Source organism: Hydrosulfovibrio ferrireducens (genome assembly GCF_046883345.1).
Lineage (GTDB): Bacteria > Desulfobacterota > Desulfobulbia > Desulfobulbales > Desulfurivibrionaceae > Thiovibrio > Thiovibrio ferrireducens.
This window is the reverse complement of sequence record NZ_JALKCW010000025.1, coordinates 97,743-115,748: the sequence shown is the minus strand read 5'-3', so window position 1 is coordinate 115,748 and position 18,006 is coordinate 97,743. Positions and strand designations below refer to the sequence as shown.

Genomic DNA, 18,006 nt, shown 5'->3' with positions numbered 1-18,006 from the left:
CTAAGTCCTAGATTTGGATTCGTTTGCCCTTGCGGATTTCGTCCAGCAGCGCCTTTTTCATGGATTGTAGGTAACGATCCACATCGGTCTCGTCGGCCAGCCAAGCCTTATCAAAGGCGACAGGAACAGCCCGGGTGGACACATATTCAATGGCAGGTTCCTTAGTCTCTGTCGTGACTGATGTCTCAGGAGAGAAGCCGGAAGCTTTTTTATCTTTGGGGGATGTCTTAGGCTGCGGTGTAGGTTGTGCCCAAGAAGCCATTTGCGACAGTAGGCGCTGATAGTCAGATTCCTCAAAACGGCGCAGGGTATCACAAATGACGGCGATCAATTTCTGATTTTCAATAGCAGTAGCAAACTCATTGAACGGCCGGGTAATCTGCTCCTGCTGATCGCCGCTCAGGGAGTTAAATTCAGCCATCCCGCACAGGCGGTCTTTGAGAGCGGCAACGGTTTCCTTGGCCTTATCGATCTCTGCTGCAACGTGAGTCTCAACCTTTGTCTGCAGGGTGCTGACCAGGGTCTTCACCTGCTGCATACGGTTGCCCTGGTAGCACTGCGGATCGTTTAAGGTCTGGATGACCTGAGAGCTTTCCTCTCCTGCAAGGTAGGAAAAATTGGGCTCTTGCGCTTGGACAAATTTCCGGGCCTCGTCAAAGATCCCCTTCAATGGGCCACTCATAAACTTACGAATCGGATCAATGACTTTTTCCTTCATATCAAGGAGAGCATCTTCCTGGCGCAGTAACTCGGTCAGATACCAGGTATAGGGTTTGCCGATGATCTCCTTCAGCCCCTCAATCACCGGGTTCAAGGCAGCCAAGAAGGGATATTGCGTTGACTGAGCGGCGAGGGGGGTGAGCTGATGCAAGAGCTCCTGTAGGGCCTTGCCGGTCTCCTTTCCTAGGGCTTTGGCCTCATTGGCTTGGGGAGGAGAATCAAAAAAATCCTGATAAAACTCCTTGAGACCACGTACCTGTGAGGCGGTAAAATCGACCTGGGGTTCGAGGACGACATTGCCATGACCGTGGGTATTGCGCAAAGCGCGTTCGAGATCCTCATCCTCAAGGATGTTGCCGTCCGTCCGCACCTCCACTTTGCCCCGGGCGCAGAGTTTGGCCAGGATGCAAAGGATGGCTGCGTAATACCAGCCGTAAGGTTTGCGCTCCATCTTTTCAAGTAGCATCTTCAGGGTGGTACGGACACCACCACGGCTGTTGCTCTGGATAAAAGCGAGCATCTCCTGCTCGGACTCCATAAGAGACGAGACCCCCTCAAGTGTCCCCTGCCGGTCGCTCAAGATAACCTTGATCAACTCTTCCTTGTAGGTTATCCCCTTCAGCATTCGCAGGTTTGGATAGGCCCGGGTCACCAGCTCAGAAAATCCTCGGTTGATGCGATTTTGCGGGTCTTCACCACTGATCTCGATTTCTTTGCCAGCCACATAGAGCCTTGCCTTGCCCAACAAACGATGGATAAGTCGTTGCAGGTCCGCATAACGCTCTTGATTTTGCGATCCTTTGTCGACCAGTATCCGCTTGACAGCCTCCTGCTGGGTCGTGGAAATATTTTGGCGGATAAACTTTTCTGTTCGCTTGTACATCAGGATGTCACGGACGAGTCGATCATCCGGCGGCATCACTACCAGCAATTCATCCCGACCGAACGAGTGCATGAGGAGCGAGGCCTGATTATCGGCGAACTCATGAAAGGGGGTGACAACATCGATCGCCAACTCATTTTCCCGCCCATGGAGCCGATCATCGAGTTTCCGAGAGTAAGGGAAGTCCTGACCGTTCTCTTCATAACGAATTTTGCGGTTCTTGATAACATGATCGAAAATGATCTTTTCAAGCTCACTCGCAACATCGGTTGACTCTACCTCGGTATTTTTAATCTCCTGTTCGACATCTTTCTCTTCATCGGTCAGATATTCGTACAGATCGCCATTGCGCTGGATAAAGGTCTGCTGCTCAAGAAGATTCAGGGCTTCTTCAATCTTTTTCTTCAGCCCTGGCAGGTCCTGGCCGAAGCTTTCCAACATGAGGACACAGAGGTTGCGGATCGTCGGCTTGAATTCTTTGACATACTTGACGAGAAAGAGAGCCTTGAGCAGCTTGATGGCAAAAGTATTGGTCAGTAGCCGTTCGGCATCCAGAACGGCCTTTTGGGTCTGCGCCTTCAAAGCAGTTTGAATTCCTTCAAACATCAGATCAAATGTCGCCAATTGGCCCAGCTCGTAGGCACTAATTTGAACGGCAACCTGCTGGAAGACCCCCAGCATGGAGCGCTCACCAACCGAGCTATGTTTGCCTTCGAAGGCGTTGTGTCGGGACAAATTTTCAATGGCCGACTGGAAAAGCTCAAACTGATAAGGGACAAAAGGATAGCTGCGGATGAACTCGTCCCGATCCTTGTAAACCTTGTATTCCCGCGAGCCATCGGTAAAGTTGAACAGTGTCCCAAAGTTGTTTTCCTGGCGATGGAAGAGATCGGAAACCAACTCGGCCCCATCCTCTGTTTTGGCCAAGAGCCTCTTCTGGATTACTTCCGCAACATCGGTGCTGGTCAGCAACATTTTGTTGGCAAAGCGGGCCATGATTTTAGAAAAGTCATTGCTCTGCTGACGGTTCATCTCACCAAGAACCGTGGACATATCATTCTGCGAAGTCACAATCACCCACGCCCGCCCCCGACATTTGGTTGCCAGACTTTCGGCGATGGTTTGCAGATTGGTCATCAACTTCACATTCTCGGCAATATACTGCCCGACCTCGTCAACAAAGAAATTCAAACGAAAAGTTGGCGATTGTCTGTCGAGATAGGCCATGACTTGATCGGCAAAATCTTCGATGGAAACCTTGTATTGACTGCGGTATTTGTCGAGAATTCCCTGTGCGGACGATTCCGGGCTATTGGTCACCTTGGCGTAGGCCTTGGCGATGTTTTGTGCTTCCAGCAGGGCTTGTTCTCTTCCCTTGCGCCACTCTCTTCCGGACAAGTCTTGGTAAGCAGCCTTGAATTGATCGTAGATGCCTCGGCTGTCGAGATCGCGCTCAAAGTGAGCAATGTGGCCCTGTTTACCGTAGTAGCCGCACATCTCATCGAACACTTTGACAAAGACGGCGAGCAACGCATCGATTTGTGTTTTGCTGATGACATCGGCTTTTTGATCGATGTTAAACAGGATGCTCTTGGAAGGGATGGCGACGGCTCTTTTGAGGTCGCCGCGCAAGATTTCATTGTCGCTGCACTTAGGCAGGAACAGCTCAAGGGCCGAAGTCCCATCAATCTCACGATTTTCAAGCAGGAGGGCCAGTATCTTCAGCAGATGCGATTTGCCAGAGCCAAAGAAGCCGGAAATCCAAACGCCGTTAGCGTTCGCATAGTTGTTATAAGCGTCGAGAAAGGATTCGAGGCGTTTGGAGACCTCGTTGGTCAGGACGTACTCCTCAAGTTCAAGGCGCAGGCTTGCCTCATCATCGGCTTTGATGACTCCCTCAATCAGGCGATCTACTGGCTTATTGAAAATACTCTTGAGAGTCATCATGTATTCCTTTTTACGCTTCACAGTGAAAAATATTGAAAGCCCGATAGTACTTGTCGTCTTGCAACCTATTAAAAAGATCGAGCGAGGCCCCAGATTCCAGAGAATGCGTATAAGCGCCGGGGAAAAACATAACGGTTGGTTTATCCTTTGCCGTGCTTTGTAGATTATTCAGCACATTGTGAGATCGGATATAGGGGAAGACCTCTCCCACTCCTGCCAGGAAAAGCACGTCAAATTCATTGGTGACAAGCTTGGCGGCGATAGCAGGGACCAAGTGCGCCTCAGGATCTAAGACCCCCTGCAACAATTCCTTAAACTCCTCCTTGGACACGGAAGATTCCATTTCCAATATCTGTACCCAGATCCCCCGCTCCTTGAGAATCTCAATGGAAAGATCGTAGAGGTTAAGTTCCAATATCCGGATACCGGCTTGCTCTAGCCGATTTACAAGCTGCCGTTGAAGCCTTTCGACATCAACGGAGACATCAACATCGTATGGGCAGATAAAGAAAGGAACCTCATTGCCAAGCCCTTGTTTCTGCAAAAAACGTTGACCGGAAAGGACAGTCAGCAGATGCGCAAAGCTTTCTTGTATATTTGACTTGGTAATAGAGGATGTCATTTTTTCCACCCGGCCAATTCGGACTCAAAAAATGGAAAGAAGGAAACATCCTGGCGGCTGCCAGGAGGGATTGCCTCCAAGAGCCGAGGACTTAACATGACCGTATTGATTGTGTTGTTTGCGGTCAATAGGCCAGCTTCCCGTAATATTTTGAACAACACTTGGCGGAGCTTATTTCTGGTCACTAGCTGTATTGCCTCCAATTCAGGATGCCATTCTGATTTCCGATGAAAAAAGGAATCGAATTCTTCGTAGTGCAGATCGGCCTTCAGGCCGAGATAGCGCTCTCGGATAATCTCGACGGCAAACTCGGCAATAAACTTATAGCTCCGGCAAACAGAGATCCACAAGAGATATCCTTGCTCCTGGGCGGTACCATGAACCAGCAATTCCAGTTCGCTGGGATTGAGACTTTTCAGTCTGGAAATAATCTCACGACAGACACGCTGCGAGGAAGAAATCGTCCTCGTCTGCAACAGGTTCTCCGCAAGAACCTTGTCGCGAATAGCATCCCAATCCCTTAGCTCTAAAAACAACATGGCCAGTTTCGTCGATTCACGGCTGAATAATCCACCAGTCGTGAACGACATTTTATATTTTTCCACTACAGCCCCATAAAATCATCTAGTGACTTTCCATGCGCATTAGCCAGAATTGTATCTGATGCGCACTTCAGTACCTTATTTCACATCAACGTCGAACTGTTCCGGTTCGACCCCAGGCTCCAAAGTTATGGTCTCACCCCGAGGCCCTCTAAACACAGTCTCACCGGTCAATTTCTTGTACCCTTTCCACTCACCACCGTCACTCTCTTTGCACACGACTTCGCCGGTAAGTTTTTTATAACAGTTCAGCTTGGTCTCAGCATGCGCCGAGGTCCATGCACCGATTGTCAAAAACAAAATCACGGCAAAATATTTCTTCATGTCTCGCCTCAAAGTGAGATCCCGATGTTCTGCTGGCCAACCTCTCACTTGATGACTTTTTAATATTGCTCCAGAGAACCAGAAGCCACCACAAAAGCTAGCCTATCTATCCAACAAATGCCCCACAAAAGTCAATACCGGGAAAATACGTGGCATCCAAGCACAATAGCATTTCATTGCGCTATTGTGCTGAAAACATCCTACCCCCACACCTAGGACAACTGGTGTCCTACATCAAAAAAAAATCCCTGAATGTCCACATTCCGCCAATCAGCCAACCCATCACCGTTCTTCCCACGATGACACGCCCGATCTTATCCAGTATATTGGACCAATGAATCCATCATCCAGCCCAACTATTTCGGCAGTCTATACCTTCAACCGCAAGGGCAAACTGAAACGCCCTCTCTTTGCATGTAGCGTCTCGGCAGGGTTTCCAAGCCCGGCGGACGACTACATTGAGGGAAGGCTCGACCTCAATGAACTCATGGTGGCTAACCCCACCGCCACTTTCTTTGTCCGTGTGGCCGGCGACTCCATGATCGGTGCCGGCATCCATCACAACGACATCCTGGTGGTGGACCGGTCTCTTGAGCCAACCAGCGGCAAGGTGGTGATCGCAGTGGTCAATAATGAACTGACCGTGAAACGCCTAATCAAAAACGGTGAAAACATCTACCTGAAAGCCGAAAGCCCTGACTATTCCGATATCCATATGACAGAAGGAAGCACCTGCGAAATCTGGGGTGTGGTCGCCTTCGTGATCCACGCCCTGTAGGCTTGCCCATGTCATCTATCTTTGCCCTGCTCGACTGTAACAATTTCTACGTCTCCTGCGAACGGCTCTTCAACCCCAGGCTCGAAGGTCGGCCGGTGGTGGTGCTTTCCAACAACGACGGCTGCATCATCGCCCGGTCCAACGAGGCCAAGGCCCTGGGCATCAAGATGGGCGAGCCCTTCTTCAAATGCTGCGGCCTGATCGCAGCCCACCAAGTCCAGGTTTTTTCCTCCAACTACCCCCTGTATGGCGATCTTTCCCAACGAGTCATGGATGTGCTCTGCCAGCTTGAGCCCGAGGTGGAAGTGTATTCCATCGACGAGGCCTTTGTACGCATACCTCAGGCCAAAGAAGAGGCACTGCTTGAGAATGGCCGCCATCTCCGCGCCACGGTTAAGAAGCAGGTCGGCATCCCGGTGTCCATCGGCTTTGGCTCCACCAAGACCCTGGCCAAAATCGCCAACCGGATCGCCAAGAAGCGTCCAGAGCATGGCGGAGTGTTTGCCCTGCCGGATCAGGGGCTCGATGCCCTGTTGGCCACCATCGATGTGGGGGATGTCTGGGGTATTGGCCCACGCCAGAGCCAGAAGCTCTTTGCCTGCGGTATCCGCACCGCCCTTGACCTGAAGAACGGCAATGACACCTGGTTGCGCAAACACCTGACAGTGACCGGCCTACGCACCGCCATGGAGCTGCGCGGGATTTCCTGCCTGCCGCTGGAGGATATACCTCCGCCCAGAAAGTCCATCACCAGCTCCCGATCATTCGGTCAGCCAGTCACTGACCTCGCCTGGCTCCGGGAAGCGCTTTCCTCCTATATTGCCATTGCCGCCGAAAAGCTGCGGGCAGAGGAGATGAAAACCAGGTGTGTCCAGGTGTATCTCACCACCAACCGGTTCCGGGAAGGAGATCCGCAGTACGCCAACAGCAAGACCGTTACCCTGCCAATCCACACTTCTTCAACGCTGGAGCTGATCCACTATGGCGCCGAGGCATTGCGGCAGCTCTTCCGTCCCGGCTATGCCTACCAGAAGGTCGGAGTGGTATTTATGGATCTGGTTTCAGCCAGCCACGCGCAGGGCCATCTTTTCTATGCCCCGCCAAAGGGGCAGGAATCGCTCATGCGCGCCGTAGACAAGATTAACCGAAGGTGGGGCAGAGATACCCTGCACAGTGCCGCAGCGGGATTCTTACGGCCCTGGAAACATAAACAAGGAAGGAAGTCGCCATCCTACACGACCTCTTGGAATGAACTGCCGGTGGTGAGCGCTCCCTCCATTGTTAAAACGACAGGGAGGGCTGCGTAGCAGATTGACATTGAACCAGTGGACATTGACCGATACGGCCGCACCGTGGGGATTGTCAGGGCAGTTGGCGCCGTGATCAACGGTGAGATGGTAAAAAACGGATATGCCTGGGTGTATGAGCAGTATTGCCGACGTGTGGAATGCAGAGACTGGAAGGCCGAGCAGGCGCAAGCCGTGAAAACTCGCTGGGGGCTTTGGCAAGATCCAGCCCCTACCCCGCCCTGGGAGTGGAGAAAAAGAAAACGATAGGGCCAAGACTTGGGACTGAAAGCACCTTTGTTTTGGCGATAAGACCTTTTTAGCCAAACATGCTTAACTTGCGCCAGCAAGAGCTAGCCCCTCATCGAGTCTACATTTCAACTCCGGTTCCAAGTCGGGCAGACGTGCTGCCACAGTGGCCAAGTCTGAGGGGTGATAGACGACTTGGCACTTGCAAAGATAGATCAGCAATTCAGCCGTTTCGGTGGGGTAACGCGTCACTATGTCGCTTTTGCGTAACTCGAAAAGCATATGGCTGTGTTCGATTCGAATAGGCGGGAAATGAACAGCCAACAAGACAGCCACGGGGAACAATTCATCAAGGAGCGGCAACCAATCCAGCATATTTCGGATTTCCCCAACGTCTAGTGCAGAGGGGACAGCCTGTTGGCGCGCCTGCCAGTAACGGTACAACCAGCTATCCCACAGTTGTTGCTTGGTCGCTGCATTCATCTGACGAAGGAAGTAACCGAGTTGAGAAGTGAAATTAATTCGGTCTTCGAGTGAGCCGTGTTGGAAGAATTCTGGCAGTAACTGCTTCATCGGGTCGGAAACATGAAACACCGCGAGCATAGCGTAGAACTCAACGAAACGGTTACGCCGGCGAGCAGGGAAATCTACGTCGAGTCGCGCAAGTGCAGCAATAAACGCCGGCAAAAGGGCGTCCACCAGCGCTGGATACAAACGACCCCAGGTCAGGAAGCCATCCCAAGCCTGACGAAACTTTTGACTATCAGCGTCGCTGAACAATGGAACGATATTCTCCCGCGTCCAGACCTCGCTGAGGCCGAACAAAAACGCTGTCTGACTGGCGAGCACACTGCGGCCCAATCCGCCATTTGATGTCGGATCTTGTATCACATCGGTAAACCACTTCCGATAGTTGTCGGGTAAAGTTCGTTCTGGTCCTGACTTGCCGTGCATAAGCAAAGAAAGGCCATTAATCCAAAATTCGACGATTACACCAGCTGGCCGATTAATTGCACACGACAACCAGTCGTCCATATCCTCGTCTTCCTCCTTGGCTTCTATGGCTAGCCACACGGGCAACGCGACATTATTTGCCTGTACCAACAAATCGAGTGCGAAAGGTTTTCCTCCGTCCCTGACGAGGGCGAAAAGCAGATTGGCCACATCATACAGGTGCTCGACATGCAACTTCTGGTTAGCAGTCATTGCCAGCACCGCACGCCAGTCGTCATCGGTTAGTTCACTTTCCTGCCATCCTCTGATTACAGCAGGCCAAAGATCGGATGTCCAAAGAAATTTCGCTGCTAACTCCTTCGCGAGTGCGAATGCCCAAAAGGGTTGAAACTTGCAAGCCTCCTTAATCGCGGCGATTAGGCCAACTCGGTCAGGTTCATGTAAACTGTTCCCTTTTCCTTTGAACGTCAGAAAGTCGTCGAGCTGCTCCCCTGGTTCCCTAGCTAGAAGCTGATCGACTGTCCAAGGGCTTTGGGAGCCTGTCCACTCCGCCGAACCACTCCAGTGCAAGAGGTCAAGATGATCAGAAGGTCCCCAGTCGGGATATTCTGCTTTTATTGGAGCCAATGCAGCCTCGGCCAGAGGGCAATCTGGTCTCGCCTGAATCAGCCACGAGAGCCAGTCAAAATGTGAACGAGCAGTCCGAATGTCTGCAGGATAATAATCACTCGCTGGCAACTTATGCGCACACACCATATCCACGACGGCCTGACGTGCAGTTGCGCTTGCGGAAGGATAATTCAATGCCATCGAGCGATAAACCTCGTGATGTTCCGCAATACTATGCAGGCCTAAGCGCTCCATCAACCAATTAAGACGCTCATCCGCAGTTTTTTCTGTATGAACTGTGATAGCGTGAACGGCAAGGCGACGCAGTATGGACACATCAGATATCACCAGTCTTTCGATCCACGCATCGAGTAATGCTGGAGAATCGACAGCAAGCCATTCCAAGCTATCCCGCGCCACGTCAATCAATACGTCAATGGCTTTTGGGTAACAATCCTGCTCATGCGGTTCAATGGCAGAGCGATTATAAGTATTGGGGTCCCACTCGCGTGATCCCTTGTCCCATGCCATGAGATCATAGTGAATTTCCTCAAACCGATTGATGCTGCCAGACAGAAGGGACTGAACGACCAAAGCTATGTGCGGCTTCAAGTGCTTGGCCCAGACTTCGTTTAACGACCAATGATCGGCGCGTAGCGGACAGTCAGCCACCAGGCGTCGGCCATGCTCGGCATCTTCCTGATCGTGCCAGAAGCCTGGTTTAACAGTAAGGTCGTGCCCGCTCATAAAGAGGAACACCTTCAGTGTGAGATGAACAAATCCAAAGGCAGCGCAACGTTCTGCCAACCACATTAAAACGTGATGATCTGGTTGGTATGGCGCGCAGGCAAGTAGGATCGTGATCCAACGCTTGAAGGTCGATTCCTCCAGTATCTTTTCCGTCGTGGCTCCTAGCTCACGGCTAATGTTCCACCAGAACACAGGATTCAGCCGCAGGCCGTGAGCCGCGATCAGACCAAACATCGCTTCCGGATGCTCAATTGTAAAATTTTGAGCAAGCCAACCAGCCAGCAGGTTGTCTCGCTCACTCAGTTTGCCGATGCCAAAAAGCGCGTCAAGATGCTTGTGTGCATTTAGCCACCTCGGCCATTCGGCATCCCTCGCTACATTGGTAAGAAAACGCGTGGTGTGAACTTCGCGGAGTGCTTGTTCAACTTCTCCAATGGCTTCTTCGTCGGCAGGCGGAACACGCCCCCCGATCTCGGCCAGCCGTGTTTGCCAATCCAACACGCCCCGAATGACTCGGTCGGTAAGTTGCTGAACGCCGTCATAGAGTTCTTTGTAAGCATCGTCACCGGTACCCTTATTGAAGCGGATAGGTTTGATGCCCAGGAGTTCCCAACTCCCCTCCTCATCTGTGAGAACAAAACGGCCAGCAACGCGATCGGCCGGCAATGCACGAGCGAGATAGTTCATAACTACATCGTTGTGACTATAGCCCACAAACAACACAGTGTACCGGCGAAAGACATCGACCAGGAAACGCCGAGCCCAGCCTTCGGTCAAATAGGCTCGGCCGAAGTCAGCATCGGTCAGTACCATCTCACTGGAGCGTACCAGTGAACCATGAACATGAACAATTCCGTTGAACTCACACCCGAGCGGCAAAGCCGGCGCCCGGTACACATCGGGCAAATTTTCGAACAAGGTTTTGGCTGCGATCTCGAAGTGCTGATCGAAGTTCGTTGTCACTAAGCGAACGCGTTCGCCAGCGCGGAACAATCGAAGTAAATTGTGATGCAGATCGTTAGGCGCACTGCCCGTGGGAGACAGTAACTGTGCGGCGCGTTGGTGTACAGCCACATTTCTGTGATGAAGTTCCCCCAGAAACCGATCCAGGGGCTCAACTGCCACTTGCCCGGTTCCCATGGCGATGTCATTAGCAAGCTTCTTAAAGCTAGCCAAATTCGACGGTGACCCGGCCGAAACTCCCGCTCCAGCAAAGACCACGAGATTGTCATCTCGCAACGCATCCAAAATACAGTCGTCGAAATCAATGGGGCCAATTTTTGTCATTACTATCGCTTTTTTTATTTGTCGCTGACGTGAGCATTACCCGGAGCAGCCTTTTTCGGCGATCGGGTGTCCGCACCTGTTGGACGATCATTTTTTCTTGGCAAGGCTCGTCTTTTTTTCGCCATTTTCAGCGCAGGTCCAAAAGTTCAATTTTAGCTTACATATAAAGAAAAAAGAAATTATTCTTAATCCCCCAGAGTGGTTGCTAGAGAATCAAAATTTGTGCGAGGCCTGCTGATCACCCAAGTTTCACAGCCAGATCCTCGGCTCGAAGGTGAGTATACCGCTTCAGCATCTTTAGATCCTTATGGCCGGTGATGGCCGACACTTCCATAATATTCAGCCCTTTTTCAAAAAAACGACTGGTGGCTTCGTGGCGCAGGTCGTGAAAATGAAGATTCTCAATCTGGGCTCGCACGCAAACTCTTTCGAAAGCCTGGGTGATCCCTTGCTCTCGGCAAAACCTCCACACGTTGCCATCAATTATCCTAGTAAGTCGCTGCAAAACCTCTATAGCCTTCATAGAAAGTGGTACTGTCCGCGGGGTGCCATTTTTTGTTTCCGGGATATGCCAAGTTTTTCGGGCCAGGTTGATATATTCCCAGCGCATAGCCGCGATCTCGCCCCGTCGCGCGGCCGTTTCTAAGGCTATGTCGATCATCGGTCCGATTTCACAAGACTTTGACTTGCTCGCAGCGTTTCGCAGCCGATCCGCCTCATCACCCTGCAACCTTCGATCTCGCTCTATCGATGGCTTCGGCATACGGATTAGCTGAACAGGATTAACCAGGCTTTCCATACCCCATTCTTTCCTGGCAATGGTGAACAGGTGAGAGATGATGGCAAGCTCCAGCCGAATCGTATTGGAAGCCTTCCCCGCGAACAATCTTTCGTCACGATATTTTGCCAAATCGGAGCCCCGAAGAGAAGCGAGAGATCTTAGCGCGAGAGGATGGTTCTTCCATATCTTGATGCGCTGTAGCTCTTGTGCATGACCTTTTTTCTCTGGCGAAATCTCCCTGGCATATCGCTCAAGAGCCTCTTCGAGGATCGTTTGTTCAGCTTCTTTTGAGCAAATAAAAGTTCCTTGTTCCATTGCTGCCAACGTTTTCCGTACCCACTTTTCGGCTGCTTCCCGACTCGAAAGGGTTTTGGTTTGAGAAGGAAAGCCTTTTTTTGTAATTCTTGCACGAAATTGCAGTGGACCACGCTTGTCGATCGATGCCATCCTTGAAAACCTCTTTCAAATTGTCAGGGTGTCCACATTTAGTCCAATAATTGTTTTATACTTTATCAAATTGTGTAAAATCAGCAAGTTATTTGTTTAGAATACCGGACTACGAATCCGCAGGTCGCACGTTCGAATCGTGCCGGGCGCACCAGAAACAGCAAGGGCTTAGAGGATATCCTCTAAGCCCTTTTTTCATTCCAGGCCGCCGCGGCTATCCGTATTTTTAACGTATTGACTCGGCTTCCAGCCTTTTGTTATGGTGTTGCCCAAGCCGCCTTTCCCCCATTTCCGTTCAGCCGGGGAATACGATGAACGGCTTGACCACGAATCGATCCCGTTCCCGGGGAGGAGCGCCATGCAGTGCTGGGATTTTCACAACTGCGGAGAAAAGAAAAAAAATTGCCCGGCCTTCCCGGTTTCGGGAAAAAACTGCGCCTTGCTGGCCGGCACCATCGGCTCCGGCCAGCCCCTGTTTACCTTTGCCCAAAAAAGTGAACGGTGTCTGCGCTGCTCCTTCTTCCACAGCGAACACTACGCCGAGGAGTTTGACGGCAAAATCGATTTCGAGCCGTTTTAGCGAGAAAACCATAATTCGGGCCGGAGAACGCGGAAACACCATGGTTTCAGCAGGGGTGGCGTACCCCATATTTTTTTTGTTTTCGATCCCCCCAGACCATCCATGTTAAAAAAAATGTGCAAATCCAAGCAAATGCGGTTAAACTAGCAACCATTGACGAAATTACACCATAACCGTACTTCCCTGCAGCCGCGCACACCGCCCCATCTGCCCCGATACACCAGGAGACTCTTTCCATGCGCTTTCCCTCCAGCAGACGCTCATTCCTCAAGGCCTCGCTGCTGACCACCCTTGCTTTTCTCCATCCTGAAACGACATGGGCCAATTTTTCTCCCGCAAATCAGCCCTCGGGCCGGTTGAACCTCTACAACATCCATACCGGCGAAAAACTCAACACCACCTATCGCGACCCGGACGGCCAGTACAATCCGCAAGCCATCCAGGAACTGAACCGGCTGTTGCGCTGCCACCATACAAACGAGCAGCATCCCATTGACATCCAAACCCTGGATTTTCTCGACCTGGTGAACACCCGATTGGGGCGCAACAACGAGATCCACATCGTCTCGGGCTACCGTTCGCCGAAATACAACAACATCCTCATCAGCCGGGGCCACAAGGTGGCGAAACACAGCCTGCATCTCGAAGGCCGCGCCCTGGACATCCGCATCCCCGGCACCCGCCTGGCCGAACTCCAACGCACCGCCCTCTCGCTTCGCATCGGCGGGGTGGGCTATTACCCCAGCGGAGACTTCGTCCATATCGATTCAGGAACCTTCCGCACTTGGTAGTCAGGGCGAAAAACCCATCTGCTCCCATGTCTCCGGCCCCGCACCTCTTCCGCTTTTTCTGCTGCGCCCTTATCATTGCCCTGTTTCCGGTTTCGGCAATGGCAGAGCCCGAAGCGCCCTCGGCAAGGGGAGAGCTTTGCTTGTTGCCCGGGCTGGAAAAGGCCCTGGCCCAGTATCACCAGCTTGCCGCGCAAGGCGGCTGGCCGCAGGTTCCTGGCGGCCCCACCCTGCACGAAGGCGACATGGATGTCCGCACCCCCCTCCTGCGGCAACGCCTTGTTGCGAGCGGAGACCTGGCTTCGCCTAGGGAAGAGGAATATTTTTTCCTTTTCGACAAAACTCTCCGGGAGGCGGTGCAGAGGTTTCAGTCCCGCCATGGCCTCATTGCCGATGGCGTTGTCGGAACCAAAACCCTGACCGAACTCAATGTCCCGGTCAGCGAACGCATCCGGCAACTCGCCGCAAGCCTCGAACGCTGCCAGCCGCTGCCGTCCCTTCTGGAGCCGCGCCATATCCTGGTCAATATCGCCGATTTCACCCTCAAGCTGTACGAGGATGGCGAACTCCGGCTCTCCATGCCCGTGATTGTCGGCAAGACCTACCGGCAAACCCCGGTGTTCAACGGGCGCATCTCTTCCCTGGTGCTCAATCCGACCTGGGAGGTGCCGCACTCCATCGCCACCAAGGATCTTCTCCCGAAGATCAAAAAAAATCCAGGGTATCTCCGCAAGTCCGATATCCGGGTATTTCTCGGCTGGAACCCCAGCACGGAGATCGACTCGGCCGGGGTCGACTGGACCAGCCTTTCCCCTTCGCGCTTTCCCTACCGGCTGCGCCAGGAACCCGGACCGGCCAATGCCCTTGGCCGGGTGAAGTTCCTCTTTCCCAATCCCTACGATGTCTACCTGCACGACACCCCTTCCCGGGATCTGTTCCAGAAGGACGACCGCACCTTCAGCTCCGGCTGCATCCGTTTGGCAAGGCCCCTGGATCTGGCGGTCTATCTCCTCCAGGGCACCCCCCTGGGTTCCATGGAAGCCCTGACCGCGGCGATCGCCAGCGACAAGACGCAGAGCATACCCATCCCCTCGCCCATCGCCGTATATATGGCCTACATGACCGCCTGGGTTGATCGTGACGGCACGGTCCAGTTTCGGCGGGATATCTACAACCGCGATCCGGCTCCGCAACGCTAAGGGTGGGGGAGGAAATCAGCCCCTGCTTGAGATGACGATTCCCAGCACAATGAGGGTCAGGCCAGCCACCTTGTACAGGGTGACCTGTTCGTTGAGCAGGATCGCCGAGGCCAGAAACACCAGGACAAAGTTGAGGCCCATGAAGGGATAGGCATAGCTGAGATCAAAGGCGGTCATGGCGGCCATCCAGCAGAGCGAGGCCAGAAAGGCCGCGACAAATCCGCTCATGATGAAGGGGTCGAAAAACAGCTTGAGCAGAAAAATAAGTTTGGGGAGCATCTCGCCGGGCAGGCTCCCGTGAAACGGCACCCGCCACTTGATGATCAACTGGCCGTAAACCGTAAAGAGTATGGTGCCGAAGATGTACAGATGTGCCATCAGTTTTTCCCGCTCCATTCCGTGATTTTCTCGCAGACCGTGTCAATCTCTGCCGTGGTAATGCCATAATACAGCGGCAAACGGATCAGCCGTTCGCTCTGGCTGGTGGTATGGATATCCCTGCCGGAAAAACGCCCGTATTTCAACCCGGCCGGGGCGCTGTGCAGCGGCACATAGTGGAACACCGCCCAGATCACATACTGCTTGAAAAGATCAAGCAGCGCGGTGCGCTCCTCCAGATCCTTGACCTTGAGATAAAACATGTGGGCGTTATGCTGGCAGGTTTCCGTAATCACCGGGAGTTCGATGACTCCGGCAGCAGCCAGGGGGCCCAGCTTGTCGCGGTAGGCCAGCCAGCTTTTGAGCCGATCACCATTGATGGCTTCCGCCATCTCCAGCTGCCCCCAGAGGTAGGCGGCCTGGAGCTCGCAAGGCAGGTAGCTGCTGCCGATGTCCACCCAACTGTACTTGTCCACCATGCCGCGGAAAAACTGGCTGCGGTTGGTGCCTTTCTCGCGGATGATCTCGGCCCGCTCGGTAAAGCGCCCGTCGTTGATGATCAGCAAGCCGCCCTCGCCGCCGCTGGTGTAATTCTTGGTCTCATGGAAGCTGTAGGCGCCGAGATGGCCGATGGTGCCAAGCGGCCTGCCCTTGTAGCGGCTCATCATGCCCTGGGCCGCATCCTCGATGACAAAAAGGCCATACTTCTCGGCCAGGGTCATGATGGTGTCCATCTCGCAGCCCACCCCGGCATAATGCACCGGCACAATAGCCTTGGTTTGCGGGGTGATCGCCGCCTCGATCCGGGTTTCATCGATGTTCATGGTGTCCGGGCGGATGTCCACGAAGACGATGCGCGCCCCGCGCAAGGCAAAGGCATTGGCGGTGCTGACAAAGGTATAGCTGGGCATGATCACCTCATCCCCGGGCTCGATGCCGATGAGGATAGCGGCCATCTCCAGGGCATGGGTGCAGGAGGGGGTGAGCAGGGTTTTCCGGCAGCCGAGCTGCTCTTCGAACCAGCGCTGGCACCGCTTGCCGAACGGGCCATCACCGGAAATCTGCGGGCTCTTCATCGCCTCGAGGACGTACTGCTCTTCGTTGCCGGTATGCGGAGGCTTGTTGAAGGGGATCATCGTTGCACGCCTTTCATGAATTTCGGGGCATTGGCGCCCTCGTTGAACAGCAGATCCACAATGGACACCCCGTGCTCAAAGGGCGGGAAGAGCTGGGTGTATTCGGGATAGCCGCTGTAGTCCATCCATTCGACCCCGATCCCCGCCTCCGCGAAAATCGCGGCGTCGAGATAGTCCTTGGCTGCCGGGCCGCTCAGATAGGTGGTCGCGCCCAGGGTCTTGCATAATTCCAGGAGGCGCTCGCTTTTGCCCGGCGCCAGGGGGAATTCGCTGGAGCAGCGGATGGTGGTGGTGATCCCCAGCAGCCCGTTGATGGCCTGGATGAATTTGCGGTTTATCGCGCTGAGAGAGGTTTCGGTTGCGCCCAGATACAGCTCCTCGAAAACATCCTTGTACTCCTTGAAATGGCCGGCCTTGGCGTAGTTCTGGGCCAGCATCTTCCAGTGCTGCTTGTGCCAGGCCGGATTGGCGATCCTGGTCTCCAGGATCGTCTGGGACAACGATTCCACCCGCACCGGAATAGTGATCCACTCCAGGCCTTTTTGGGTCTTGATCTTGTTGCGGTTGCGCCAGTCGTTCTTGGTGTACTGCATGTCGTCGTAGAGCACAAACTCGTCGACGCTGCCGATGATGTCGAAATATCCCTTCCAGGGGATATAATTGGACTGGAGAATGGCGACCTTCTTCATGACCTGGGCTCGATATTGACAACTTCCTGAATGATATACAGCGGCCGCCCTTTGACCTCGTCGAAGATCTTACCGATGTACAAGCCCAGAATCCCCAAAATGCCGAAAAGAAGGCCGAACATGAAAAACATCGAAACCATCAGGCTGGTCCAACCCTCGGCGATGTCGCCGTAGAGGAAATAGCTCAACACCAGCCACACGGCGTAGAGCATGCTGCCCAGGGCAATGAAAAAGCCGAACTGGATGAAGAGCCGCAGCGGTTTGTTGGAGTGGGCCACGATGGAATCGATGGCCAGATTGACCAGCTTGCTGAAGTTGTAGGAGGATTTGCCGTACAACCGGTCATCGTGCTCCACCGGGATCTGAGTCCTCTTGAAACCGGCGATCTTGACAAACAGCGGAAAAGAACGGTTCTGCTCCCGAAAGCGGTTGACGGTTTCAATCACCTGGCGCGAAAAGATGCCGAAATTGGCAATGGTTTTGTCATGCTCCGTGTCGGTGAAATACTCCAGCACCCAGTAAAACAGCCGGGAGGAGAGCCTCTTGAAAAAGCTGTCCTGCCGCTCCACCCTCTGCCCGAAAACGATGTCGTATCCCTCCCGTGCCTTGGCGTAGAGCTTACCGATCTCCTCGGGCTTGTCCTGCAGGTCGCAATCCATCACCACCACCCAATCGCCCTGGGCATGGTCGAGCCCGGCGGTGATGGCGTAATGCTGGCCAAAATTGCGGGAAAAATTGATCCCCTTGATTCTGGGGTCCTGGCGGGCAAGCGCCTGGATATGCTCCCACGAACCCTGCGGGCAGGCATCGTTAACCAGAATGATCTCAAAATCGTCGGCAATGGGGGCAAGGGTTGCGGCAACCCTTTCGCAGAGCGCGCCCAAACACTCCCGGCAGCCATACACCGGGGATACCACACTGATCTTTACCGGCCTGTCCATGGGAGTTCCTCTTTTTCGTTGACTCGTGCCGCTCTAACAGGATGTTGAAAAAAGCC

General features: G+C 53.4%; 16 protein-coding genes. 6 read left to right on the top strand and 10 right to left on the bottom strand.

What is annotated here, in order from left to right; genetic code table 11:
- Positions 1-7: 7 nt before the first annotated feature.
- The 4 genes from brxC to MWR57_RS12690 all read right to left on the bottom strand — a co-directional run bounded on the left by brxC (position 8) and on the right by MWR57_RS12690 (position 5,098).
- Complete coding sequence (gene brxC, locus MWR57_RS12705; RefSeq protein WP_479723978.1) at positions 8-3,547, bottom strand: BREX system P-loop protein BrxC; 3,540 nt, start codon at positions 3,545-3,547, stop codon at positions 8-10.
- A gap of 13 nt (positions 3,548-3,560) precedes the next feature.
- Complete coding sequence (locus tag MWR57_RS12700; protein WP_423125198.1) at positions 3,561-4,172, bottom strand: DUF1788 domain-containing protein; 612 nt, start codon at positions 4,170-4,172, stop codon at positions 3,561-3,563.
- The gene (locus tag MWR57_RS12695) at positions 4,169-4,762 is read right to left on the bottom strand and encodes a DUF1819 family protein (RefSeq protein ID WP_479723977.1); all 594 of its coding nucleotides are present in this window, start codon (positions 4,760-4,762) and stop codon (positions 4,169-4,171) included. The genes MWR57_RS12700 and MWR57_RS12695 overlap by 4 nt, the downstream gene beginning before the upstream one ends.
- Before the next feature lie 90 nt (positions 4,763-4,852).
- A complete protein-coding gene (locus tag MWR57_RS12690) occupies positions 4,853-5,098 on the bottom strand; it encodes a hypothetical protein (protein WP_423125196.1) in 246 nt (81 codons plus the stop codon).
- Positions 5,099-5,432: 334 nt separating this feature from the next.
- Between MWR57_RS12690 and MWR57_RS12685 the strand changes: the two genes are divergently transcribed.
- From MWR57_RS12685 to MWR57_RS12675, 3 genes are read left to right on the top strand one after another with little or no spacing between them, the layout of a single operon-like run.
- A complete protein-coding gene (locus MWR57_RS12685) occupies positions 5,433-5,876 on the top strand; it encodes a LexA family protein (RefSeq protein WP_423125195.1) in 444 nt (147 codons plus the stop codon).
- 8 nt (positions 5,877-5,884) lie between these two features.
- Positions 5,885-7,183, top strand: coding sequence for a Y-family DNA polymerase (locus MWR57_RS12680; protein WP_423125194.1), 1,299 nt, complete (start codon positions 5,885-5,887; stop codon positions 7,181-7,183).
- Positions 7,184-7,201: 18 nt separating this feature from the next.
- Positions 7,202-7,432: a thermonuclease family protein gene (locus MWR57_RS12675; RefSeq protein ID WP_423125193.1), complete on the top strand. Its 231-nt coding sequence runs from the start codon at positions 7,202-7,204 to the stop codon at positions 7,430-7,432.
- Positions 7,433-7,495: 63 nt separating this feature from the next.
- On the opposite strand, the gene MWR57_RS12670 is transcribed toward MWR57_RS12675, so the two are convergent.
- Both MWR57_RS12670 and MWR57_RS12665 read right to left on the bottom strand, forming a co-directional pair.
- On the bottom strand, positions 7,496-11,011 hold the full coding sequence (locus tag MWR57_RS12670; protein WP_423125192.1) for a DUF4020 domain-containing protein: 3,516 nt from the start codon (positions 11,009-11,011) through the stop codon (positions 7,496-7,498).
- 238 nt (positions 11,012-11,249) lie between these two features.
- Positions 11,250-12,239, bottom strand: coding sequence for a site-specific integrase (locus tag MWR57_RS12665; RefSeq protein ID WP_423125191.1), 990 nt, complete (start codon positions 12,237-12,239; stop codon positions 11,250-11,252).
- Positions 12,240-12,597: 358 nt separating this feature from the next.
- On the opposite strand from MWR57_RS12665, the gene MWR57_RS12660 reads away from it, so the two are divergent.
- The 3 genes from MWR57_RS12660 to MWR57_RS12650 all read left to right on the top strand — a co-directional run bounded on the left by MWR57_RS12660 (position 12,598) and on the right by MWR57_RS12650 (position 14,806).
- On the top strand, positions 12,598-12,819 hold the full coding sequence (locus MWR57_RS12660; RefSeq protein WP_423125190.1) for a two-CW domain-containing protein: 222 nt from the start codon (positions 12,598-12,600) through the stop codon (positions 12,817-12,819).
- Positions 12,820-13,055: 236 nt separating this feature from the next.
- Positions 13,056-13,610, top strand: coding sequence for a YcbK family protein (locus MWR57_RS12655; protein WP_423125189.1), 555 nt, complete (start codon positions 13,056-13,058; stop codon positions 13,608-13,610).
- A 98-nt stretch (positions 13,611-13,708) separates the two neighbouring features.
- Positions 13,709-14,806: a L,D-transpeptidase family protein gene (locus MWR57_RS12650; RefSeq protein ID WP_423125188.1), complete on the top strand. Its 1,098-nt coding sequence runs from the start codon at positions 13,709-13,711 to the stop codon at positions 14,804-14,806.
- A 15-nt stretch (positions 14,807-14,821) separates the two neighbouring features.
- Here MWR57_RS12650 and MWR57_RS12645 read toward each other — a convergent pair whose 3' ends face one another.
- The 4 genes from MWR57_RS12645 to MWR57_RS12630 are packed head-to-tail and all read right to left on the bottom strand — an operon-like array spanning position 14,822 to position 17,950.
- Positions 14,822-15,184 (bottom strand): EamA family transporter, encoded by a 363-nt coding sequence (locus MWR57_RS12645; RefSeq protein WP_423125187.1) that lies wholly within the window; start codon positions 15,182-15,184, stop codon positions 14,822-14,824.
- On the bottom strand, positions 15,184-16,320 hold the full coding sequence (gene rffA, locus MWR57_RS12640; RefSeq protein WP_423125186.1) for a dTDP-4-amino-4,6-dideoxygalactose transaminase: 1,137 nt from the start codon (positions 16,318-16,320) through the stop codon (positions 15,184-15,186). The genes MWR57_RS12645 and rffA overlap by 1 nt, the downstream gene beginning before the upstream one ends.
- Entirely contained in the window at positions 16,317-17,009 is a 693-nt protein-coding gene (locus tag MWR57_RS12635) for a WbqC family protein (RefSeq protein WP_423125185.1), read from the bottom strand. Before MWR57_RS12635 ends, rffA begins: the two co-directional genes overlap by 4 nt.
- A complete protein-coding gene (locus MWR57_RS12630) occupies positions 17,006-17,950 on the bottom strand; it encodes a glycosyltransferase family 2 protein (protein WP_423125184.1) in 945 nt (314 codons plus the stop codon). Before MWR57_RS12630 ends, MWR57_RS12635 begins: the two co-directional genes overlap by 4 nt.
- Between the last annotated feature and the right edge of the window lie 56 nt (positions 17,951-18,006).